At 71.3% G+C, this 22010-nt stretch carries 18 protein-coding genes; 9 read left to right on the forward strand and 9 right to left on the reverse strand.

Features of this window, described 5'->3' with window-relative positions; all coding sequences use genetic code 11:
- The first annotated feature begins 1 nt into the window (after window position 1).
- Window positions 2-1504, forward strand: coding sequence for a DUF2079 domain-containing protein (locus ACFWRO_RS30465; protein WP_384515750.1), 1503 nt, complete (start codon window positions 2-4; stop codon window positions 1502-1504).
- 10 nt (window positions 1505-1514) lie between these two features.
- Here the strand turns inward: ACFWRO_RS30465 and ACFWRO_RS30470 are convergent, their stop codons facing one another.
- Window positions 1515-2726, reverse strand: a complete 1212-nt coding sequence (locus ACFWRO_RS30470; protein WP_384515752.1) for a winged helix DNA-binding domain-containing protein — start codon at window positions 2724-2726, stop codon at window positions 1515-1517.
- A 58-nt stretch (window positions 2727-2784) separates the two neighbouring features.
- Here ACFWRO_RS30470 and ACFWRO_RS30475 point away from each other — a divergent pair, with 58 nt between their 5' ends.
- A complete protein-coding gene (locus tag ACFWRO_RS30475; protein WP_384515755.1) occupies window positions 2785-2928 on the forward strand; it encodes a hypothetical protein in 144 nt (47 codons plus the stop codon).
- Window positions 2929-3249: 321 nt separating this feature from the next.
- On the opposite strand, the gene mgrA is transcribed toward ACFWRO_RS30475, so the two are convergent.
- Window positions 3250-4287, reverse strand: coding sequence for an L-glyceraldehyde 3-phosphate reductase (gene mgrA, locus ACFWRO_RS30480; RefSeq protein WP_384515758.1), 1038 nt, complete (start codon window positions 4285-4287; stop codon window positions 3250-3252).
- A 110-nt stretch (window positions 4288-4397) separates the two neighbouring features.
- Here mgrA and ACFWRO_RS30485 point away from each other — a divergent pair, with 110 nt between their 5' ends.
- The 5 genes from ACFWRO_RS30485 to ACFWRO_RS30505 all read left to right on the forward strand — a co-directional run bounded on the left by ACFWRO_RS30485 (window position 4398) and on the right by ACFWRO_RS30505 (window position 10240).
- Window positions 4398-5159, forward strand: coding sequence for an isoprenyl transferase (locus ACFWRO_RS30485; RefSeq protein ID WP_384515761.1), 762 nt, complete (start codon window positions 4398-4400; stop codon window positions 5157-5159).
- Between the two features lie 397 nt (window positions 5160-5556).
- Window positions 5557-6879, forward strand: a complete 1323-nt coding sequence (locus ACFWRO_RS30490; protein WP_384515764.1) for a PhoH family protein — start codon at window positions 5557-5559, stop codon at window positions 6877-6879.
- A gap of 385 nt (window positions 6880-7264) precedes the next feature.
- Window positions 7265-7954, forward strand: a complete 690-nt coding sequence (locus ACFWRO_RS30495; RefSeq protein ID WP_384515767.1) for a transglycosylase SLT domain-containing protein — start codon at window positions 7265-7267, stop codon at window positions 7952-7954.
- A 115-nt stretch (window positions 7955-8069) separates the two neighbouring features.
- On the forward strand, window positions 8070-9548 hold the full coding sequence (locus tag ACFWRO_RS30500; RefSeq protein ID WP_384515770.1) for an AI-2E family transporter: 1479 nt from the start codon (window positions 8070-8072) through the stop codon (window positions 9546-9548).
- On the forward strand, window positions 9545-10240 hold the full coding sequence (locus ACFWRO_RS30505) for a hypothetical protein (RefSeq protein WP_384515773.1): 696 nt from the start codon (window positions 9545-9547) through the stop codon (window positions 10238-10240). The genes ACFWRO_RS30500 and ACFWRO_RS30505 overlap by 4 nt, the downstream gene beginning before the upstream one ends.
- Before the next feature lie 58 nt (window positions 10241-10298).
- On the opposite strand, the gene ACFWRO_RS30510 is transcribed toward ACFWRO_RS30505, so the two are convergent.
- Complete coding sequence (locus ACFWRO_RS30510) at window positions 10299-10832, reverse strand: alkyl hydroperoxide reductase (protein ID WP_362014617.1); 534 nt, start codon at window positions 10830-10832, stop codon at window positions 10299-10301.
- Between the two features lie 6 nt (window positions 10833-10838).
- Window positions 10839-11393: a peroxiredoxin gene (locus tag ACFWRO_RS30515; protein ID WP_384515776.1), complete on the reverse strand. Its 555-nt coding sequence runs from the start codon at window positions 11391-11393 to the stop codon at window positions 10839-10841.
- 131 nt (window positions 11394-11524) lie between these two features.
- Here ACFWRO_RS30515 and ACFWRO_RS30520 point away from each other — a divergent pair, with 131 nt between their 5' ends.
- Window positions 11525-12478, forward strand: a complete 954-nt coding sequence (locus ACFWRO_RS30520; protein WP_384515779.1) for a hydrogen peroxide-inducible genes activator — start codon at window positions 11525-11527, stop codon at window positions 12476-12478.
- Window positions 12479-12524: 46 nt separating this feature from the next.
- Here the strand turns inward: ACFWRO_RS30520 and ACFWRO_RS30525 are convergent, their stop codons facing one another.
- From ACFWRO_RS30525 to ACFWRO_RS30535, 3 genes are read right to left on the reverse strand one after another with little or no spacing between them, the layout of a single operon-like run.
- Window positions 12525-14873: an FtsX-like permease family protein gene (locus ACFWRO_RS30525; RefSeq protein WP_384515781.1), complete on the reverse strand. Its 2349-nt coding sequence runs from the start codon at window positions 14871-14873 to the stop codon at window positions 12525-12527.
- On the reverse strand, window positions 14870-15553 hold the full coding sequence (locus ACFWRO_RS30530) for an ABC transporter ATP-binding protein (RefSeq protein ID WP_384515784.1): 684 nt from the start codon (window positions 15551-15553) through the stop codon (window positions 14870-14872). The genes ACFWRO_RS30525 and ACFWRO_RS30530 overlap by 4 nt, the downstream gene beginning before the upstream one ends.
- Window positions 15550-16074, reverse strand: coding sequence for a PadR family transcriptional regulator (locus ACFWRO_RS30535; protein WP_362014608.1), 525 nt, complete (start codon window positions 16072-16074; stop codon window positions 15550-15552). The genes ACFWRO_RS30530 and ACFWRO_RS30535 overlap by 4 nt, the downstream gene beginning before the upstream one ends.
- Window positions 16075-16353: 279 nt before the next feature.
- On the opposite strand from ACFWRO_RS30535, the gene ACFWRO_RS30540 reads away from it, so the two are divergent.
- A complete protein-coding gene (locus ACFWRO_RS30540) occupies window positions 16354-18555 on the forward strand; it encodes a transglycosylase domain-containing protein (protein ID WP_384515787.1) in 2202 nt (733 codons plus the stop codon).
- A 63-nt stretch (window positions 18556-18618) separates the two neighbouring features.
- Here the strand turns inward: ACFWRO_RS30540 and ACFWRO_RS30545 are convergent, their stop codons facing one another.
- Both ACFWRO_RS30545 and ACFWRO_RS30550 read right to left on the reverse strand, forming a co-directional pair.
- A complete protein-coding gene (locus ACFWRO_RS30545; RefSeq protein ID WP_384515790.1) occupies window positions 18619-20061 on the reverse strand; it encodes a catalase in 1443 nt (480 codons plus the stop codon).
- A 146-nt stretch (window positions 20062-20207) separates the two neighbouring features.
- The coding region (locus tag ACFWRO_RS30550; protein WP_384515793.1) for a SpoIIE family protein phosphatase at window positions 20208-22010 on the reverse strand (1803 nt) is incomplete at its 5' end.

Raw genomic sequence — 22010 nt, forward strand, 5'->3', positions numbered from 1 at the left:
CATGCGGACAATCAATGACAATCTGCCCGTTGGGTCGGAGAGGAAGCCGGCGCAGGCCCCTCCCGCCCCCGCCCCCTGGTACCGCCGCCCCGCCCTCCTCCCCTGGGCGTGGGCCGCCGGGCTCTGTCTGCTCTACGCGACCGTCGCCGTCCGCCGTCACCAGCTCCTCCGGACCACCGGCTACGACCTGGGCATCTTCGAGCAGGCCGTCCGCGCCTACGCCGAACTCCGCGCCCCCGTCGTCCCCTTGCGCGGCCCCGGCTTCAACCTCCTCGGCGACCACTTCCACCCCCTCCTCGCCGCCCTCGCCCCCCTCTACCGCCTCTGGCCCTCGCCCCTCTGTCTGCTCGTCGCCCAGTCCGCCCTCCTCGCCCTCGCCGTCGTCCCCCTCGCCCGCTGGGCGCGGCGCGCGCTGGGTGTGCGCGCCGCGCACGCCGTCGCCGCCGGGTACGGGCTCAGTTGGGGCATCGCCTCCGCCGCCGCGTTCGACTTCCACGAGGTCGCCCTCGCCGTACCGCTGCTCGCCTTCTCCCTCGAAGCGCTCGCCCACCGCCGCTGGCGCGCCGCCGTCGCCTGGGCCGCGCCGCTCCTGCTCATCAAGGAGGACCTGGGGCTCACCCTCGCCGCCGTCGGTGTCTATGTCGCGGTGAAGGGGCCCCGGCGGCTCGGGATCGCCACCGCCGCCGTCGGGCTGCTCGGCTCCCTCGTCGAGATCAAGGTCCTGCTGCCCGCCTTCAACATCGGCGGCGGCTACGCCCACGGCGGCAACCTCGCCGACGGCCACGGCTCGCTGCTCTCCACCCTGGCCCACGCGCCGCTCGACGCGCTGCGCCCCGACGTCAAGGCGTTGACCCTGATCCTGGTCTTCGCCCCGTCCGCGCTGCTCGCGCTGCGCTCGCCGCTCGCGATGATCGCCGTCCCCACGCTCGCGTGGCGGATGGTCTCCGAGAACCCCTTCCACTGGGGCACGGCGTACCACTACAGCGCGATCCTCATGCCCGTCGTCCTCGCCGGCCTGATCGACGTCCTCGCACGGGAGCGGTCCGCCCGGAACGTGCGCGCCTCCCTCGTCACCGTCCTCGCCGTGACCGCCGTGCTGCTCCCGTCGTTCCCGCTGGCCCAGCTCGCGCAGCGGCCCACCTGGCGGACGACGCCCCACATCGAGGCCGCCCGCGCGCTGCTCGCGCGCGTTCCGGACGGGGCGACCGTCGCCGCCTCCAACCGGCTGGCCCCGCAGCTCACGTCGCGCTGCGAGGTCGTGATCTTCCCGACGTTCCCGGTGGACACCCGCCTCGACCGCCGGGAGACCGGCCCGCTGCCCGCCCCGACGGCCGAGTGGATCGTCTACGACTCCGTACCGCCGCAGGCGTGGCCGCAGAAGAGCGGCCCGTGGCCCTACCCCGCCGAGCAGCAGGAGGCCGAGCTGCGGGCGGCGCGCGAGAAGCACGGTTACGAGGTGGTGGCCGCCCGGGACGGCGTGACCCTCCTGCGCCGTACCACCTAGCGGAGCATGACTACGCGTGCGGGCCCACCGTCACCTGCCCGACCACCAGCTCCGCACGGCCCTCCAGGATCGTGCCGACACGTTCGGCCTGCGCCTCCAGGGCCCGCAGCCGGGTCGCGCTCAGCGGGTGAAGCGCCTTCGGAGCCTTCGGAGCCGTCGTAGTCTTCGGCGTCTTCAGCGACGTCAACGGTTCGACCGTCACCGTGATCCGTCTGCCCGAACGGCGCTGGTGCCAGACGCCCGCGACCGTGCCGTCGATCAGGAGCACCGGGTAGTTCCCGGCCTGGCCGCCCGCGAGTGCGCGGTCGTACGCGTCGCCGGGGAAGAGGGCCTCGCGGGGTTGCGAGGCGATGGTGAAGGCGTCGAAGTAGGGCAGCAGCCGCACCCCGCGCGCCGGACGGGCGTCCGGGAACGCGGTGTCCCCGGCGACGACCCACCCCGGCGCCCCCTCGAACTCCACCTCCTCGATCCGCCCCGCCCCGGTGAGCGAGGTGAAGAGCCCGGTCGCCCAGCCGACCGGGGCCGCGAGCCACTTGGCGAAGTGCCGGGGGCCCGCCGGGCCGTACGCGTACAGGTAGCGCTCCACGAGGTCGCCGAGCGCCCCCGTCCCCTCCGCCGGGCGGACCCCGGGGTTGGTGTACGTGACCTTCCGGCCGCGGTCCCGGCCGAAGCACAGCACTCCGCGGTGGCCCGCCAGATGGGTGATCTGGCGCCAGCGCGGCCACTTGTCCTGGAAGGCCTCCATGACCCGGTCGCCCGCCCAGGGGCCGGTGCGGGCCACGATCGCGTCGGTCAGCTCGTCCACGGTGAGTTCCGTGTCCGTGAGGGCGTCGGCGATGGCCGCCAGGACCTGGTCGGTCTGTTCCTCCGTCATCCGTACGTCCGCGGGCATCGGGTTCGCGCCGGTGGGGATGGCAGAGAGGGCGCCGGTCCACATGGGCAGGTCGGTGGCGGGCAGCAGATGGACCGTGCCGCGCGGGCCGTGCGTCTTGACGAGCGTGCCGTCCTCCCAGAGCGCCGCCCGTACGTCCGCCCGGGTGCCGTCCGTGGTGCGCAGCGCGAGGGAGAGTTCGGCGGCGGAGAGGACCTGGGCGTGGGCGCCGAGCATCGCGGCGGCCACCGTCGCGGGCGGTGCGTCCGTGGGTTCGGCCAGGAACTGCCGGTGCATCCTGCGGGCGTCGGCCTGCGCCCAGCTGACCTTTGGTGGGGTGGAGGTCGTCATGTTCCGACGGTAGGCGCGGAATAGGTCAGGGCCTGTCCGCCTTGCCCAGGGGGTGGGCGTGGACGCCGAAGAGTCGGGGCCGGACGAGGAGTTGGCGATGGCCAAGATCAAGGAGGCCCGGCGCGCGGCCGAGGACGAGCCCGAGGACGCTCCCGAGCCCGCGGTCGAGGGCGAGGACCGGCGCGCGGTGAAGGCCGCCTGACCTGCGCCGGGCGGTGGGTGTCCGTCAACCGGAGGCCCATCCGAGGGGGTCCCTCTTGGGAGGTACGGAATCCGCCGCCACGCCGGGGCGCAAACCCGCCAGAGACCCTCACGGCCCTTGTCGCGACTGGGCTCCGGGTAATCCGGGTGGGACCGGCGCTGTCGTGTGGCACGCAGGACCGCTTATGAAGGGTTATGGTGGAAACCCCCCCCTCGGGCCGGTCCGTATCCCCCCCACGGACCGGCCCGTTTTTCTTTCCCCCGCACCCGCACCCGCCCCGGCGCCTCAGCCCCGAAGGGCACGTCGGCGCCTCAGGGCACGTCAGCCCCGGCCGGCCCAGATGTTGGTGCCCGCGGTGTCCACGGCGAAGGAGTCGATCTCCTTCAGCTCCTCCTCCGTCAGCGGCGGCGCCGTCAGCGCGGCCACGTTCTCCTCCAGCTGGGCGACGCTGGACGCGCCGATCAGCGCGGAGGTCATCCGCTCGTCGCGCAGCACCCACGACAGCGCCAGCTGCGCCAGGGCCTGGCCGCGCCGCTCGGCGATCTCGGCCAGGCCGCGCAGCCGCCGCAGGACCTCGTCGGAGAGCAGGTTCGGGTCGAGGGACTTGCCCTGCGTGATCCGCGAACCCTCCGGGATGCCCTTCAGGTACTTGTTGGTGAGCAGGCCCTGGGCCAGCGGCACGAAGGAGATGCAGCCCATGCCGGCCGCCTCCAGCGTGTCGAGGAGGCCGTCCTCCTCGGTCCAGCGGTTGATCATCGAGTACGACGGCTGGTGGATGAGGGCCGGGACGCCCATCTCCTTGAGGATCCGCGCGGCCTCGGCGGTCTGCTCGCTGTTGTAGGAGGAGACGCCGACGTACAGCGCCTTGCCCTGCTGGACGGCGGAGGCGAGCGCCCCCATCGTCTCCTCCAGCGGGGTGTGCGGGTCGAAGCGGTGCGAGTAGAAGATGTCGACGTAGTCGAGGCCCATCCGCTTCAGGGAGGCGTCGAGCGAGGACATCAGGTACTTGCGGGAGCCCCACTCGCCGTACGGGCCGGGGTGCATCTCGTAGCCGGCCTTGGTCGAGACGATCAGCTCGTCCCGGTACGGCGCGAAGTCCTGGGCGAAGATCTTGCCGAAGTTCAGCTCGGCGGAGCCGGGCGGCGGCCCGTAGTTGTTCGCCAGGTCGAAGTGGGTGACGCCGAGGTCGAAGGCGCGGCGCAGGATCGCGCGCTGCGTGCCGAGGGCCTTGTCGTCGCCGAAGTTGTGCCAGAGGCCGAGGGAGACGGCGGGGAGCTTGAGTCCGCTGCGGCCGGTGCGGCGGTACTCCATGTGCTCGTAGCGGTCCGCGGAGGCGGTGTAGATCGGGGAATCAGTCACGTATCTCTGCTTATCACGTACTTGTGACAGTCCCGGGCTGGGAGCCTGTTACCCGTCCGCAGTAGGGTGTCGGATTCGGGGACCGCCGCGGCATGGAGGGGTTAAGAACAGTGAACCTGCGCGACCTGGTGTACGGGCTCTACGCACGCCGGGTGGAAGGCCGCCTCGACCACGCCCAGGTGCCCAAGCACATCGGCGTCATCCTGGACGGCAACCGGCGCTGGGCCAAGGCCTCAGGTGGCACCCCCGAGCAGGGCCACAAGGCCGGCGCCGACAAGATCCAGGAGCTGCTCGGCTGGTGTGCCGAGACGGACGTCGAGGTCGTGACGCTCTGGATGCTGTCCACGGACAATCTGAACCGGCCCGAGGACCAGCTCCGCCCGCTGCTCGCCATCATCGAGGACGCCGTGCGCGCCCTGGCGGCGGACGGCCGCTGGCGGGTGCACCACGTGGGCACGCTCGACCTGCTGCCGGCCCGTACGCAGTCCGTGCTGAAGGAGGCCGAGCAGTCCACGCACGACAACACGGGGATACTCGTGAACGTCGCGGTGGGCTACGGCGGCCGCCAGGAGATCGCGGACGCGGTCCGCTCGCTGCTCCTGGAGCACGCGGAGAAGGGGACGAGCTTCGAGGAGCTCGCCGAGATCGTCGACGTCGAACACATCTCCGAGCACCTGTACACGCGCGGCCAGCCGGACCCGGACCTGGTGATCCGGACCAGTGGCGAGCAGCGGCTGTCCGGTTTCATGCTGTGGCAGAGCGCGCACTCGGAGTACTACTTCTGTGAGGTCCACTGGCCGGCCTTCCGCAAGGTCGACTTCCTGCGGGCGCTGCGCGACTACGCGGCGCGCCACCGCCGCTACGGATCCTGAACCACATCCGCGTCACCCCCCCGACATTCCTGGCACCCCCCGGCACGCCTGGCACCCCGGCACGCCCGGCACCCCCCTTCACCCTCTTCACCCCCTCCTCCCTGGTCCGTCCGCGGGAGCGATCACCGCACGTTCGACTCTGTTCACGAACACGTCGTCATATGCCATGGCATGGCGGCGCGTGATCGAGGGCATATCCCTTCCAGAGTGAGCGGCACGGAGACCGCCACCCGGGAGGCCCGTTGCACCAGGACGACCGTGCAGGACATGTACGGACGGAGCGGAGGGCCGGAGCTCGGCCCGCGCATCGTGGCCAGAGCCCGGTCCCATCCCGCAGCGACACCGCTTCCGTCGCGCCCCGACCTCTCAGGGGTCGTCAAAGGGGGTCTGTCCTTCCGTGGTGACCAGCACTAAGCGCCGCTTGTCCGACAGGCGCACCTATGTTCTCGACACCAGCGTCCTGCTGGCCGACCCCAACGCCGTGTCACGGTTCGACGAGCACGAGGTCGTGCTCCCGATCGTCGTGGTCACCGAGTTGGAGGCCAAGCGCCACCACCCCGAACTCGGCTACTTCGCCCGGGCGGCCCTGCGCCTCCTGGACGACTTCCGGGTCCGGTACGGGCGCCTGGACGCCCCGCTCCCCATCGGGGAGCTGGGCGGCACCCTGCGTGTCGAGCTGAACCATTCCGACCCCGGTGTCCTCCCGGCCGGCTACCGGCTCGGGGACAACGACTCCCGGATCCTGGCCGTCGCGCGCAATCTGCAGGCCGAGGGGTACGACGTCACGGTCGTCTCCAAGGACCTGCCGCTGCGCATCAAGGCGTCCTCGGTCGGGCTCCTCGCCGAGGAGTACCGCGCGGAACTCGCCATCACGGACTCCGGCTGGACCGGAATGTCCGAACTGGCGCTCTCCGCCGACCAGGTCGACATCCTCTACGACCAGGAGACGCTGTACGTGCCGGAGGCCGCCGAGCTTCCGGTGCACACGGGCCTGGTCCTGCAGTCCGAGCGGGGCAAGGCGCTCGGCCGGATCACGGCGGAGGGCAACGTCCGCCTGGTGCGCGGCGACCGGGAGGCGTTCGGCATCCGTGGCCGCAGCGCCGAGCAGCGGATCGCGCTCGATCTGCTCCTCGACCCGGACGTCGGCATCATCTCGATGGGCGGCCGGGCCGGTACGGGCAAGTCGGCGCTGGCCCTCTGCGCGGGCCTGGAAGCGGTCCTGGAGCGCCAGCAGCACAAGAAGGTGATGGTGTTCCGTCCGCTGTACGCGGTCGGCGGCCAGGAGCTCGGCTATCTGCCGGGCAGCGAGGCCGAGAAGATGAGCCCCTGGGCGCAGGCCGTCTTCGACACGCTGTCGGCCGTCGCGAGCCGTGAGGTCATCGAGGAGGTGCTCGGCCGGGGGATGCTGGAGGTCCTGCCGCTCACGCACATCCGGGGCCGTTCCCTCCATGACGCGTTCGTCATCGTGGACGAGGCCCAGTCCCTGGAGCGGAACGTCCTGCTGACCGTTCTGTCCCGGATCGGGGCGAACTCCCGTGTTGTGCTGACCCATGACGTGGCCCAGCGCGACAACCTCAGGGTCGGCCGGTACGACGGAGTCGTCGCCGTCGTCGAGAAGCTGAAGGGGCATCCGCTCTTCGCGCACGTCACGCTGACGCGCTCGGAGCGCTCGCAGATCGCCGCGCTGGTGACCGAAATGCTGGAGGAAGGTCAGATCTGAGCTGATTGATCCGATTCGGATGATCCCGTAGGGATACGGGAGTTGGCGCCGCCCGGCAGAGCGCAGGAGCTTAGCCGGGCGGCGTCGTGCTGTCCGGTAAATAGGCCAAAACTTCTGTGACTTACGAGGTGTGAGCTTTCACACGCAACACAGAATTGCCTTGCGGTGTCGGCGTCCGGCAGAGTCTTGCTTCCGTCAGGCCCCGCATACGGCCCACGCACACCTCCAGAGGTGTGGCACCACACAACTCAACAGTCGTTTGCCGTATGCCGCCCACAGCACCACGGGCCCGTGTCTTCTGTGACCCAGTACGTCGGAGACCAGCGCAAGGGGCACGATTTCGCCCGCTTGGTCACCTGCGTGGGCGATGCTGGAAGGAAACCGTGTGAGCCGGATCTCGGTCCGGGGATTCGCGGTGGCTTCGGCCACTGCGGTCACCACCGTCGGCGCCGTCGTGGGTGTTGCCTCGGGCGACACCCAGCCCTCGGGCGACAACTTCGAGGCCACCGCGGCCGACACCACGCTGCTCGCGGACATTCCCGTGGGCGAGCAGGCCCAGGTTCAGATCTCCTCGCTCTCGGAGCAGGCCGATGTGCAGGCCGCCGCGGCCGACTCGGCCGCGAAGAAGTCCGCGGAGGAATCTGCCCGCATCCAGGCCGCCAAGGACGCCGAGGCGAAGAAGAAGGTCGCTGACAAGGCGGAGAAGGACCGCAAGGAGGCCGCCGAGCGCGCCGAGCGTTCCTCGGTCCGCGACGCGTCGAGCTTCTCCGCGCAGGGCTCCTACTCCATCGCCGAGGTCAAGGCCATGGCCAGGCAGATGATCCCGGCCTCGCAGTTCCAGTGTTTCAGCAACATCGTGGACCACGAGTCCGGCTGGAACTACCGCGCGACCAACCCGTCTTCGGGCGCGTACGGTCTCGTTCAGTCCCTCCCGGGTTCGAAGATGTCGTCGGCCGGCGCCGACTGGCAGACGAACCCGGCCACCCAGATCAAGTGGGGCCTGAACTACATGAACAACCGCTACGACAGCCCCTGCGGCGCGTGGAACTTCTGGCAGGCCAACCGCTGGTACTAGTACCGGCGCTCTCAACCTCGCTGAGCCCCTCACCGTCCTACGGTGGGGGGCTTCATGCGTGTAGGTTCGGGCCCATGTGCTCCCCGGGGGAGTGAGCGGGGGAAGAGGGAAGAGGATGTCGAGACTGCCAGGATGGCTGAGCCGGCTGGGCGAGGAGCTCAGCCGCATGGGCGAGCGCCGCGCCCGCGCGGAGCGCGCGGACGACCTGGGCGCCGAGCCGCCCACGGGCGCGGGCCCCGCCACGGGCGCGGGCGCCGAGCGGGAGTCACGGCAGGAGTCGCCCGAGGAGTCCGCCGGCGGACCGGCCGCGGACGGACCGGCCGCAGGCGGACCGGCCGCCGGTGAGGGAACGCCCGCCGGTGAGCGGTGGCCCGGCCGCCGTGCGCCGCAGGGCGCCGTCACCTCCGTACCCGCGCCGCCCGCCTACGCCCCGGCCATAGCGGCGCGCCCCGATCCCGTCGCCGCGATCCCGTGGGGCATGCGGGTCGCCGCCGAGGCCGGGTGGCGGCTGCTCGTGCTCGCGGGCACGGTCTGGGTGCTGATGAAGGTGATCAGCGAGGTGCAGCTGGTCGTCCTCGCCTTCGTCGCCGCGCTCCTCATCACCGCCCTGCTCCAGCCCACCGTCGCCCGGCTGCGCTCCATGGGGCTGCCGCGCGGGGTCGCCACGGCCGTCACCGCCGTCTCCGGGTTCGTGATCATCGGCCTGGTCGGCTGGTTCGTGGTCTGGCAGGTCCTGGACAACATCGACAACCTCTCGGACCGCGTCCGGGACGGCATCGAGGAGCTCAAGCGCTGGCTCCTGGACAGCCCGTTCCATGTGACCGAGAACCAGATCAACGACATCGCCAAGAACCTCAGCGACACCATCGGCTCCAACACCGAGCAGATCACCTCCGCCGGACTCCAGGGCGTGACCGTCGTCATCGAGGCGATCACCGGGATACTGCTCGCGATGTTCTGCACCCTCTTCCTCCTCTACGACGGGAAGAAGGTCTGGCAGTGGACGCTCAAGCTGGTGCCCGCGCAGGCCCGCCCCGGTGTCGCGGGCGCGGGGCCCCGGGCCTGGCGGACGCTGACCGCCTATGTGCGCGGCACGGTGCTCGTCGCCCTGATCGACGCCGTCTTCATCGGCCTCGGCCTGTACTTCCTCGACGTGCCGCTGGCCGTGCCGCTGGCCGTGTTCATCTTCCTGTTCGCGTTCATCCCGCTGGTCGGCGCCGTCATCTCCGGCGCCCTCGCGGTCGTGGTCGCCCTGGTCACCAACGACGTGTTCACCGCCCTCATGGTCCTGGTGGTGGTCCTCGCCGTGCAGCAGATCGAGGGCCATGTGCTGCAGCCGTTCATCCTGGGCCGCGCGGTACGCGTCCACCCGCTGGCCGTCGTCCTCGCGGTCGCGGCCGGCGGACTGACCGCGGGCATCGGCGGCGCGGTGGTCGCGGTGCCGCTGGTCGCCGTCACCAACACCGTGGTCGGCTACCTCCGCGCGTACAGCCATGAACAGGCGCTGCTCAGCACCCCGGAACCGCGCGGCGCGACCGCGTGGGCGGTGGCGCCCACACCCGCGCCGGGCACGAAGGGACGGGACGACGCGTGATATCGGAGCCGGAGCTGGTGGGCGGTGAGGACTTCCCGGCCGGGCAGATCCCGGTGCCGGAGACCGTCGAGCCGCCCGACCGCCCGAAGGGCCCGGGCCGCCCCTGGCTGTGGGCGCTCGGCGGCGCGGTGGTGGCCTCGGCGGTGTGGGCCGGTGGGCTCTACGCGTACGGGCGGAGCCAGGACGGCGGCCCGGACCTCGCGGGGTACCGGACCGTCGCGGACCTCTGCGTGGCGGCCGAACTGAAGGGGCTCGCCGGCGTCCTGGGCCCGAAGTCCGCGGACGTCGGGGCCTCCTCGGAGGACCACGAGGCGCTGGACACGGCGCACTGCTCGCTGACGATGGGGGACCCGGCGACCGGACACGGGGTCTCGATCAGCTACCGGCTGCACAAGGTGACCGACCCGGGGCCGGAGTTCCTCGCCCGCTACGAGGGGTCCTCGTGGGGGGACTTCCAGCGCGTCGACGGCGTGGGGGAGGCCGCCTTCTACCTGCCGCACCCGGGCGACGAGGGTGCGGAGATGGCCGTCCTGGACGGTCAGGTGGAGCTGGAGATCTCGGTCAGCATGAACACCGTCTGGGACGAGGAAGCGGGCCAGGCGGTCAGAGACACGAAGAAGGTCGATCTCTCGGGCATCGACACCGTCTTCGCGCAGGACCTGACCGCGCTGATGGCCGCGCTGAAGAAGTGACGCGAAGGGCCCCGGGTCTTGCGCCCCGGGGCCCTTCGCGTGAGTACGCTCGTACGCCTTACTCGGCGAGGAGCGCCTCCGCGTCCAGCGTGACGCCGACGGCCTGGATGACCGAGGCGATCTTGACGGCCTCCTGGATCGTCTCGCGGTCGACACCGGCCTTGCGCAGGACCTGCTCGTGCGAGTCCAGGCACTGGCCGCAGCCGTTGATCGCCGAGACGGCCAGCGACCACAGCTCGAAGTCGACCTTCTCGACGCCCGGGTTGCCGATGACGTTCATCCGCAGACCGGCGCGCATCGTCCCGTACTCGGGGTCCGACAGCAGGTGCCGGGTCCGGTAGAAGACGTTGTTCATCGCCATGATCGCGGCGGCGGACTTGGCCGCCGTGTACGCCTCGGGCTTGAGGTTGGCCTTGGCCTCCGGCTCCAGCTCCGCCAGGACCTTCGGCGAGCGCGAGGCGATCGCGCAGGCGAGGACCGTGCCCCACAGCTGCTGCTGCGGGAGCTCGCTGTTGCCGATGACCGAACCGAGGTTCAGCTTCAGGTCCTTGGCGAAGTCCGGTACGGCGGACTTGAGTTCGTCGAGAGCCATGTCAGATCACTCGCCCGACAGGAGCGAGGCCGCGTCGAGAGTGGTCTCGCCCTTGTTCCAGTTGCACGGGCACAGCTCGTCGGTCTGCAGGGCGTCCAGGACCCGCAGGACCTCCTTGGGGTTACGGCCCACGGAGCCGGCGGTCACCATGGTGAACTGGATCTCGTTGTTCTGGTCCACGATGAAGACGGCGCGCTGGGCGAAGCCGTCCTCGCCCTCGACACCGCAGTCGCGCATGAGCTCGTGCTTGGAGTCGGCGAGCATCGGGAAGGGCAGGTCACGCAGGTCGGCGTGGTCCTTGCGCCAGGCGTGGTGGACGAACTCGGAGTCGCCGGAGACGCCGAGGATCTGGGCGTCGCGGTCCGCGAACTCGTCGTTCAGCTTGCCGAAGGCGGCGATCTCGGTCGGGCAGACGAAGGTGAAGTCCTTGGGCCAGAAGAACACCACGCGCCACTTGCCCTCGTAGGACTTGTGGTCGATCTGATCGAACTCCTTGCCGCTCTCCAGCGACACGCAGGCGGTCAGGTCGTAGGTGGGGAACTGGTCGCCGACAGTGAGCACGCGCTCTCCTTGCAGGTTGGAAGATCCCTTTTGGGGCTTCCGTGAGGGGTTGGACGGTCGCCATCCTGGCACGGAGTGCATTGATCAGTGAAATAGCTAGACTGGGTCGGGTTGATCGAAGGTGGTTATCAGTGGTTTCGGTGCGGCGTGTGAAGCAGCCCAGCTTGTCCCAGCTCAGAGCGTTCGCGGCGGTCGCGGAGCATCTGCACTTCCGGGACGCGGCGGCGGCCATAGGGATGAGCCAGCCGGCGCTCTCGGGCGCGGTCTCGGCCCTCGAGGAGGCACTGGGTGTCCAGCTCCTCGAGCGTACGACGAGGAAGGTGCTGCTCTCGCCCGCCGGTGAGCGGCTCGCGGCCCGGGCCCGGGCGGTGCTGGACGCCGTGTCGGAGCTGATGGAGGAGGCCGAGGCGGCGCAGGCGCCGTTCACCGGGGTGCTGCGGCTCGGCGTGATCCCGACCGTCGCCCCGTACCTGCTGCCCAGCGTCCTGAGCCTGGTCCACGAGCGCTACCCGGAACTGGACCTCCAGGTCCACGAGGAGCAGACCTCCTCGCTCCTGGAGGGGCTCGCGGCCGGGCGGCTCGACCTGCTGCTGCTCGCCGTGCCGCTCGGGATGCCCGGGGTCACCGAACTCCCGCTCTTCGACGAGGACTTCGTGCTCGTCACCCCGCAGGGCCACCCGCTGGCCGGCCGCGACGACATTCCGCGCGAGGCCCTCAAGGAGCTCAACCTGCTGCTCCTCGACGAGGGTCACTGCCTGCGCGACCAGGCCCTCGACATCTGCCGGGAGGCCGGCCGCACGGAGGGGGCGCCGGTCACCACGACCGCCGCCGGGCTCTCCACGCTCGTGCAGCTCGTCGCGGGCGGTCTCGGGGTGACCCTGCTGCCGCACACGGCGGTCAAGGTCGAGACGGCGCGCAACACGGCCCTGTTCACCGGCCGCTTCACCGACCCCGCGCCGACCCGGCAGGTCGCCCTCGCCATGCGCACGGGCTCGGCACGGCAGGCCGAGTTCGAGGAGCTGGCCGGCGCGCTGCGCGGCGCGATGAAGCGGCTGCCGGTACGGGTGGTGGGCGCCGGCCACTGACCGACGCCCACCACCCGTACTCGTACGACCCGCTACTGGAGAGCCGCTACTCCGTCCTGAGGCCGTCCGCGCGCATCAGGCGCCACAGCGGCGGCAGGGAGAGCAGGGTCACGAGCGCGACCATCGCCGCGCCGACGCCCGCCATCGGCAGGAACACCCACCAGTCCACGACCTGCTTGCCGATCATCTTCAGGAGCACCACGCCGAGCCCGAGTCCGCCGACGACGGCGAGCGCCATGCCGAGGCCGATCGGGACCGCGGTCTGCCAGAGGACCGACAGGCCGAGCGTCGTACGCCGGGTGCCGAAGGCGACCAGCGAGGACAGCAGCCGCTTGCGGTCCCGCAGCTGCTCCAGGGTCGTGACCAGGAGCGAGGCCGCGACCAGTGTCATCGTCGCGGTGGCACCGGCCAGGATGCCCGTGCGGACGCTGGAGTACTGCTCGTCCCGCTCCATGTTCTGCAGGGTGCGGACCCAGGCCAGCGGGGTGATCGACGCCGCCGTGTTCCGTACGTGCTCGGTGGCGTCCGGCACCGCCGGGTCGACCCGCACCAGCGCGGTCGCCTCCGGCGCGTCCATCCGCGTGACGTCGATCGCCGACGGGGTGGCGAAGATCCCGAACTGGTAGTGGCCGACCGGGTCGACGCGCGCGTCGACCGTGCGGGCCGAGGCCGGGATCCGCCAGGTCGGCGCCGCCGTGCGGCGCTCGCCCGGGTCCCGGAGCGCGATGTCGGCGCCGGGCCTCGCGGTCCGCTTGACCCAGTCGTCGTCCGCCGCGCCCCGCTGCCCGTGGGCGAGGGAGACGAAGACGTCGCCGTCCGCGCAGGAGGGCAGGTTCGCCAGCTCCTTGAGCGAGGCGCAGTCGCCGACCACGAGCGGGGTGATCGGGGCGAACTGCTCGCCCTGCTTCAGCGGTCCTGGCCGCCAGGCGTGCGACTCGATCGTGCCGACGACGGCCGTGACGCCCTCGGTCCTCGAGAACTTCTCGATCATCTCGCGGGCCTCGCCGCCGTCCTTGGCGTCGATCGTCGACTGGATCTGTGCCCGCTCGGAGTTGGCGCCCGTGACGTTCATGAAGTCGTCCTGCATCGCGTGGAACATCATCTGCAGGGCGATCGCCCCGGCCGCCGCGACGACGATGCCGCTGACCGCCCTGGCCGCAGTGCCGCTGCTCAACTGCAGGCGGCGGGTCGCCAGTTGCCAGGCAACCGGGCCGCCGCGCAGCCGCTTGACGCAGGCCTCCACCAGCCAGGGCAGCAGCGTGGTCAGGCCGATCAGGGTGAGCGTGGCGCCCGCGGCGACCCCGGTGGTGTTGATCGCCGTGTCCCGCAGGTTGACGTCGCCGGCCATCGGCAGGAGCAGCGCGAGCCCGGCCGCGAGGAGCAGCAGCCGCCACCACAGCCTGCGGGGGCGGGGCGTGGCGGACCGTACGACTCCCAGCGGCTCGATCGCGACCCCGCGCAGCGCGAAGAGGCTCACCACGACCGCCGAGACGGGGACGACCGTGAGGACGAGCGCGGCGAGCGGGGCCAGCGGTACGACGTCGGAGGGGAAGGCGTTGACGTCCCAGACCGTCACCAGGCCGACGGCCTGCCGGCCCAGGGCGAAGAAGACGCCGCCGAGCGCGAGGCCGAGGAGGGAGCTCGCGAGGGACTCGCCGGCCGCGATCCGCCGCACCATGGCGGTGTCCGCGCCGACGAGCCGCAGCGCGGCGAGGCGCCGGTCGCGCTGCTCGCCGCCGAAGCGGACGGCGGTCGCGACGAAGACGAGGACCGGCAGCAGGAGCACGACGCAGGCGATGACGACGAGCAGCAGCAGGAAGGCGTTGAACGGCTCCTCCGGCACAGACCAGCCGTAGGCACGGCCGCGGCCGTCGTACGTGTCGGGGTTAAGCGTCGCGCTTCCGGCGACGTACCGCAGCTCGGCCGGGCCGATGAGCCCGGGCTCGGTGATCGTGCCCGCCACCTTGTACGGCAGCCGCTCCTTCAGGAGCGCGCCCGAGGGGAAGTCGAGCAGGTCGGCGAGCGCGGGGGAGACCCACATCTCGCCCGGCGCGGGGATCCTCGGCAGCCCCGGCGGGGTGGGCGCGTCCGTGCCCTCGGGGCGCAGGACCAGGCCGGTGACGGAGTCGCTGCGGTAGACGGTCGACGGGGTCGCGTACAGGAAGGAGTCCGCGGTGGGGTTCGGGTTGTTCCCGCTCGCGTCGACGCTGCGCTGCGACTCGCGCACCTCGCGGGCGAAGGACATGTGCGGCACGGCGGAGGCGACGAGCAGCATGGCCACCCCGAGGCCGATGCCGACGGCCGTCAGGGCCGTCCGGATCCAGCCCCTGCGGCCGCCGGTGACCGCGAACCGGGCGCCGAGCGCCAGATCGCGGAACCAGGTACGGAGCCTCATACCGCCCACTCCGCGTCGCGCACGGAGCCGTCGCGGACGACGATCTCGCGGTCCGAGTAGGCGGCGACCCGCGCCTCGTGGGTGACCAGGACGACGGCGGCGCCGGTGTCCCGGGCCGCGTCCGTGAGCAGCTGCATCACGCGCTCGCCGTTGAGGGAGTCGAGGGCGCCGGTCGGTTCGTCGGCGAAGAGCACGCGCGGGGCGGTGACCAGGGAGCGGGCGACGGCGACGCGCTGGCCCTGGCCGCCGGATATCTCGCCGGGCCGCTTGCCGGCGACGTCGCCGACCTCCAGGCGGTCCAGCCACTCCCGGGCCCGGGCCTCGGCGGCCTTGCGCCGCTCGCCGTTCAGGCGGAGCGGAAGGGCCACGTTCTCGGCGCAGGTCAGCTCGGGCACCAGCTGGCCGAACTGGAAGACGAAGCCGAAGTCGGTGCGGCGCAGCGCGCTGCGGGCGCCGTCGGAGAGGGCGGTGAGCTCCCGCCCGTCGTAGGTGATGGTGCCGGCGTCGGGCCGGACGATCCCGGCGAGGCAGTGCAGCAGCGTGGACTTGCCCGAGCCCGAGGGGCCCATCACGGCGACGACCTCGCCGGACCGGATGGCGAACTCGGCGCCGGAGAGCGCGGGCGTCGGCCCGTACGCCTTGGTCAGGCCGGTCGCGCGGAGCAGGGGGGTGGTGGTCATCGGTGGAGCTCCTCGGCGAGCCGGTCGAGGCGGGCAGCGGTCAGTTCCAGCCAGCGCAGGTCGGCTTCGAGGTGGAACAGGGCGTGGTCGCAGATCAGCTGGTCGGCGAGGTCGCCGTCCTTCTTGCGCCGGGTCAGCTCGCGCATGAGGCGCAGGTGCTCGGCGCGCTGCACGTCGAGGACCTGGGCGGCCTCGCGGCCGGTGAGGAGGGCGAGGACGACCTTGGTGTAGAGCGTGGACTGGAGGTACGGCTCCGGCTTCTCGGGCCGGCCGATCCACTGCTCGACGTCGGTGACGCCGGCCTCGGTGATGGCGTACCGCTTCCGCTCGGGGCCGCCGCCGGCCTCGATGCCGTCGACCTCGACGAGGCCGTTCTTCAGCAGCCGGGACATGGTCGAGTAGACCTGGCCGTAGTGCAGCGGCCGGTCGTGGCCGAACTTCTCGTCGAAGGCGCGCTTGAGGTCGTAGCCGTGGCGCGGACCGGACTCCAGGAGCCCGAGGAGCGTGTGTCCTATTGACATGCGGTCACTCTACACCGGGTGTATACGCACGATGTATAGCCGCCGCGTGGCCATCGCGTACCCATCGCATAGCCAACGAATTCGCCCCGAAGGAGTGATGTGACCGGCGCCGCACAACCATCCGGGCCCCATGCGCGTCGGTTCCACCGGGACAGGTGCTGATTGTCACGTCCGGAAAGACCGGATCGATCGCCCTTTGTCAGCATCGGCGGTGTTAGCTTGCTGAGCTGATTCGGAGCGGAGACGCCCGACACCACGACGAGCGGAGCGACGGAGAACATGGGCCGAGCGGACAAGAGCCAGGGGAAGAAGGGCGGGCGGATACGCCGCCTCTTCACCTGGAAGAAACTCCTGGGCACGTTCTTCGTCGGCTGCCTGCTTCTGATGGGCGCCTTCTACGCGATCTACCTGATGGTCCCGGTGCCGCAGGCCAACGCCCAGGCGACCATGCAGAGCAACGTGTACAAGTACGCGGACGGCAAGATCCTCGCCCGTACCGGCGAGATCAACCGCGAGATCGTCGGCCTGGACAAGATCCCGCTCGAGGTCCAGCGCGCCTTCGTCGCCGCCGAGAACAAGACCTTCTACAAGGACAACGGCATCGACATCAAGGGCACCTTGCGCGGTGCCGTGAACACGGTGACCGGCAAGGGCAAGCAGGGTGGTTCGACCATCACCCAGCAGTATGTGAAGAACTACTACCTGGACCAGGACCAGACGGTCACCCGCAAGCTCCGCGAAATGGTGATCGCGCTCAAGGTCGACCAGCAGATGAAGAAGCCCGAGATCCTCGCCGGGTACATGAACACCAGCTACTACGGCCGCAGCGCGTACGGCATCCAGGCCGCCGCGCAGTCGTACTACGGCGTCGACGCGGGCAAGCTGAACGTCGCCCAGGGCGCGTACCTCGCCTCGCTGCTCCAGGCGCCGAACCAGTACGACTGGACCGCCGCCACCGCGACCGGCAAGAAGCTGGTCGAGGAGCGCTGGAACTACACCCTCGACAACATGGTCGAGGAGGGCTGGCTCGACGCGACGACGCGGGCGGGACTGAAGTTCCCCGCGCCGCAGAAGGCCAAGCCCGCCCCCGGCATGGAGGGACAGCGCGGCTACCTCGTGGAGGCCGCCAACCAGGAGCTGGTGCGGCAGGGCATCCCCGAGGAGGACATCAAGGCCGGCGGCTGGACGATCACCCTCAACATCGACGAGAAGAAGCAGAAGGCCCTGGTCAAGGCGGTCGAGCGGCAGCTGGAGGCGAAGCTCGACCGCAAGGGCGACAAGAAGGACGCCACCGTCCAGGCCGGCGCCACCTCGGTCGACCCGAAGACCGGCGCGGTCGTCGCGATGTACGGCGGTGTCGGCGCCACCGAGCACTGGACGTCGAACGCCACCCGCCGCGACTACCAGCCCGCCTCGACCTTCAAGCCGCTCGTCCTCGCCTCGGCCCTGGACAACAAGTCCGATACGCAGGACGGCCGGAGGATCGGCCTCGGCACGATCTACGACGGCACCAGCAAGCGCAAGGTGGTCGGCAGCACCATCCCGTTCAACCCGGAGAACGAGGACAACCGGAGCTACGGCCCTGTCACCGTCCAGAAGGCCACCAACAGCTCGATCAACTCCGTCTACGCGCAGATGATCGTGGACGTCGGCGCGGGCAACACCAAGAAGACCGCCCTCGACCTCGGCATGAAGGACGGCGCCGACTTCGGCGAGACCCCCGCGATGTCGCTCGGCACCATGGGCGCCTCCACCTGGGACATGGCCGGCGTCTACGCCACGCTCGACAACCACGGTGTGAAGGTCACCCCGACCATCGTGAAGTCCGCCGAGCACAGGGACCGCAAGGCCGACACGGTGAAGTCGATCGGCAGCCAGGTCATCAGCCGCGAGGCCGCCGACACCGTCACCAAGGCAATGACCGGCGTCGTCCGCAGCGGCTCGGGAACGCGGGCCGCCGGCGACTACGCGGCCGCCGGCAAGACCGGCACCTCGGAGAACAACCGCTCCGCCTGGTTCGTCGGCTACACCCCCGAGCTGGTCACCGCCGTCGGCCTCTTCGGCGAGGACACCAAGGGCAACCAGGTCACCCTGACCAACACGATCAACGAGGGCCGCGCCAACGGCGGCAGGACCCCGGCCCAGATCTGGGGCGACTACACGGGCGCCGCGCTCGGCGGCGGCTCCGACGCCCAGTTCGACCTGGAGACCGACGGCAGCTCCGGGGACTCCGTGGCGCCCGACCCGACCTCGACGCCGACCGGCGAGGCGCCGACGACGACCCCGCCGCCCACCACCGGCACCACGGGCCCGACGCCCCCGCCCACCTCGACGGCGACCACGCCGCCGCAGCCGACGGACACGATCACCGTGCCGCCGCCGCCCACCACGACCACGGACCCGGTGCCGCCGACGATCGACCCGCCGGACCCCGGCGGTGACGACACCGGCGAGGGCGGCGCCGTACGCCCGCCGCGGTGACCTACGGCGAAGGCCGGACCTGAGAAGGTCCGGCCTTCGCCGTAGGTAGGTCCGTACGGAACCTCAGTCGCCGTCGACCTGTTTGGCGATCCGGTCGCCCAGGTCCTGGTCGACCGTGCGCCAGTACGTCAGGGCGCGCTCCAGGACGGGGGCGCTGACGCCGTCCTTCAGGTGGCCGGCGACGTTCGACACCAGGCGCTCACGGGCCGCGTCGTCCAGGACCGTGCGGACCATCGTGCCCGCCTGCCCCCAGTCGTCGTCCTCGCTGTGCAAGGCGTACGCCTCGCGGACCATCTCCCCGGCGGCCGCCCAGCCCGCGGGGTCGCCGAAGGAGCGGACGTCGGCCTCGGGGCCGCCGTAGGAGTTCGGCGCGTACGGGCGGGCGGTGGCGGCCGGCTCGTACCGCATGGGGCCGTCCTTCGCGTACGAGGCGAGCGGCGAACGCGGCCGGTTGGGCGGCAGCTGCGTGTAGTTCGGGCCGATCCGGTACCGGTGGGTGTCCGGGTAGGAGAAGAGCCGGCCGAGGAGCATCTTGTCCGGGGACGGGCCGATGCCCGGCACCAGGTTCGAGGGCTCGAAGGCGGCCTGCTCGATGTGGATGAAGTAGTCCTCCGGGTTCTGGTTCAGGGTCATCCGGCCGACCTCGATCAGCGGGTAGTCGCCGTGCGGCCACACCTTGGTCAGGTCGAACGGGTTGAAGCGGTAGCCGGGGGCGTCCTCGAACGGCATGACCTGGACGTTCATCGTCCAGCTCGGGGCGTTCCCGGAGTCGATCGCCTCGAAGAGGTCGCGGCGGTGGGCGTCCGGGTCCCGGCCGGCCAGCTCGTCGGCCTCGGCCTGGGGCAGGAACTCGATGCCCTGGTCCGTCTTCAGGTGGTACTTCACCCAGAAGCGTTCGCCGCCGCCGTTGACCCACAGATAGGTGTGGGAGCTGTAGCCGTTCATGTGGCGGTAGTCCCGGGGGATGCCCCGGTCGCCCATCAGCCAGGTCACCATGTGCGCGGACTCCGGGGACAGCGTCCAGAAGTCCCACTGCATGTCGTGGTCGCGCAGCCCGTTGTCCGGGCGGCGCTTCTGCGAGCGGATGAAGTCCTGGAACTTCTGCGGGTCACGGACGAAGAAGATCGGGGTGTTGTTGCCGACCAGGTCGTAATTGCCGTGCTCCGTATAGAACTTCAGGGCGAAGCCACGCGGGTCGCGCCAGCTGTCCGGGGAGCCCTGCTCGCCCGCGACCGTGGAGAAGCGGGCCAGCATCTCGCAGCGCGCGCCGGGCTGGAAGAGGGCCGCCTTGGTGAACTGGCTGACGTCGTTGGTGACTTCGAAGATGCCGTACGCGCCGGCGCCCTTGGCGTGCACCACCCGCTCCGGGACCCGCTCCCGGTTGAACTGGGCCATCTTCTCGATGAGGTAGTGGTCCTGGAGCAGGATCGGGCCGTTGGCGCCGATGGTGAGCGAATGCTCGTCGCTCTCCACCGGAATGCCGGCGTTGTTCGTCGTGTGGGTCACGAGCGTCCTCCCGTCGGTGAGGAGCTGGGTGGGGTCGCTTCGTCCACCACCAAAGTCAACTCCGCCGACGGGAGAGAGGCAACATGTGGCCGGAATTGGATACGGTCGCGGCTGCGACGGCCGTCCCTAGGGGCGGCCGTTGGTTGTCATGTACGAGTCGACAGCTCGAACCAGACGACCTTGCCGCCCGAGAGCCGTGTCGCCCCCCACCGCCGCGCCAGCCGGTTCACCAGGAAGAGTCCGCGACCGCCCTCGTCCGTGTCCCGCGCCCGCCGCTGCCGGGGCAGCTGCGGCGAGTCGTCGCCGACCTCGCAGCGCAGCACGTCGGTCTTGAGCAGCCGCAGGGTCACCGGCCGCTCCGCGTACCGCACGGCGTTCGTGACGACCTCGCTGATCAGCAGCTCGACGGAGTCGGAGAGCTCCTCCAGGTCCCAGCGGGCGAGCGCCCGCCGGGCCAGCCGCCGGGCCCGTCCCGGTGCCGCGTCCTCCGGTTCCAGGAACCAGTACGCCACGTCACTGGGCGCGATCCCGTCGAAACGGGCCGCGAGCAGCGCGATGTCGTCGTCACGGTCGCCGGGGCCGAGCATGTCGAGGACGTCGTCGCAGAGCGCCTCCAGGGGCGGCGAGTGGTCCGGACCCGTCAGCTGGGCGGTGGCGGCCAGGCGCTCCCGCAGCTGCTCGATCCCGGTCCACACGTCGCGCAGCCGGGACTCGACCAGGCCGTCCGTGTAGAGCAGCAGCGTGGCGCCCGCCGGGGCGTCCAGCTCGACCGCCTCGAAGTCGACCCCGCCCACGCCGATCGGCGCCCCGGGCGGGACCCGCAGGACCTCCGCCCGGCCGCCGAGGTGGAGCAGTATCGGCGGCGGGTGGCCCGCGTTGGCGATCGTGATCCGGTGCGAGACCGGGTCGTACACCGCGTACATGCAGGTCGCCATCCGGTCCTGGCCGAGCCGCTGGGCCTGCTCGTCCAGGTGGTGCAGGACCTCCTGCGGCGGCAGGTCGAGCCCGGCCAGGGTCTGCGCCGTGGTCCGCAGCTGGCCCATGATCGCGGCGGAGGTCATGGAGTGGCCCATGACGTCGCCGACGACCAGCGCCACCCGGCTGCCGGGCAGCGGGATCGCGTCGTACCAGTCGCCGCCGACCCGGGCCGTCTCGGCGGCCGGGAGGTAGCGGGAGGCGAGCCGCACGCCGGTGGGCTGCGGCAGCGAGTCCGGCAGCATTGTGCGCTGGAGCTCGTCGGCGATGTACGCCTCGCGGCCGTACAGGACGGCCTTGTCGATGCCGAGCGCCGTGTGCGTGGCGAGCTGGGCGGCGACGAGCAGGTCGTTCGGCTCGAAGCCGGGCCGCTCGGGGCGGCGCAGGAAGACGGCGGCGCCGATGACCCGGCGCCGCCCCCGCAGCGGGGCCAGGATCGCCCGGTGGCCGCGGGGCAGGGTGTGCTCGGGCCCGAGCAGCTCGGGCAGCGCGGCCCGGGCGGCGGCGGAGTCGCCGAAGACCGGCCGGACACCGCGCAACACCTCGGCCAGGGCCCCGCCGGAACGCACCTCGCAGAGTTCGGCCGCGGGGGTCGGGTCCGGGTCGGGGACGAGCGTCAGCTCCTCGCCGTCCACCTCCGCTAAGCGCAGCCGGTCGGTGCGGCGAAGGCGCAGCACGAACGGCGCGATAGGGCGCTCGTCGCCCACCGGGAGGGGGTCGCGGAGGTAGACGAGGATCGCGTCGGAGAAGGTCGGCACGGTCGCCCGGCACAGGCCGAGCACGATCTCGTCGAGGTCTATGCCGCGCGCGATCCGCCGCGTCGCGGCCCCGACGAACCGCAGCCGGTCGCCCTCGCGGCGCGCGGCGGCGACGTCCGGCGCGACCGGGGCGGCCGGTGCGCCCGGGGACGCGGTGACCGCCATGGCGGCGGCCGGCGCACCGGGCTGCGCGCCCGCCTGTGTGCCCTGCTGGGC

Origin of the sequence: Streptomyces sp. NPDC058579 (genome assembly GCF_042718575.1) — a bacterium.
Taxonomy (GTDB): domain Bacteria; phylum Actinomycetota; class Actinomycetes; order Streptomycetales; family Streptomycetaceae; genus Streptomyces.

What these genes read in the sequence shown, in the direction of transcription:
- ACFWRO_RS30500 (WP_384515770.1), top strand. Translation starts at nt 8,070, where the DNA reads ATGTCGAGACTGCCAGGATGGCTGAGCCGGCTGGGCGAGGAGCTCAGC.
- ACFWRO_RS30470 (WP_384515752.1), bottom strand. Translation starts at nt 2,726, where the DNA reads ATGACGACCTCCACCCCACCAAAGGTCAGCTGGGCGCAGGCCGACGCC.
- ACFWRO_RS30535 (WP_362014608.1), bottom strand. Translation starts at nt 16,074, where the DNA reads ATGTCAATAGGACACACGCTCCTCGGGCTCCTGGAGTCCGGTCCGCGC.
- ACFWRO_RS30530 (WP_384515784.1), bottom strand. Translation starts at nt 15,553, where the DNA reads ATGACCACCACCCCCCTGCTCCGCGCGACCGGCCTGACCAAGGCGTAC.
- ACFWRO_RS30510 (WP_362014617.1), bottom strand. Translation starts at nt 10,832, where the DNA reads ATGGCTCTCGACGAACTCAAGTCCGCCGTACCGGACTTCGCCAAGGAC.
- ACFWRO_RS30540 (WP_384515787.1), top strand. Translation starts at nt 16,354, where the DNA reads ATGGGCCGAGCGGACAAGAGCCAGGGGAAGAAGGGCGGGCGGATACGC.
- ACFWRO_RS30465 (WP_384515750.1), top strand. Translation starts at nt 2, where the DNA reads ATGCGGACAATCAATGACAATCTGCCCGTTGGGTCGGAGAGGAAGCCG.
- ACFWRO_RS30525 (WP_384515781.1), bottom strand. Translation starts at nt 14,873, where the DNA reads ATGAGGCTCCGTACCTGGTTCCGCGATCTGGCGCTCGGCGCCCGGTTC.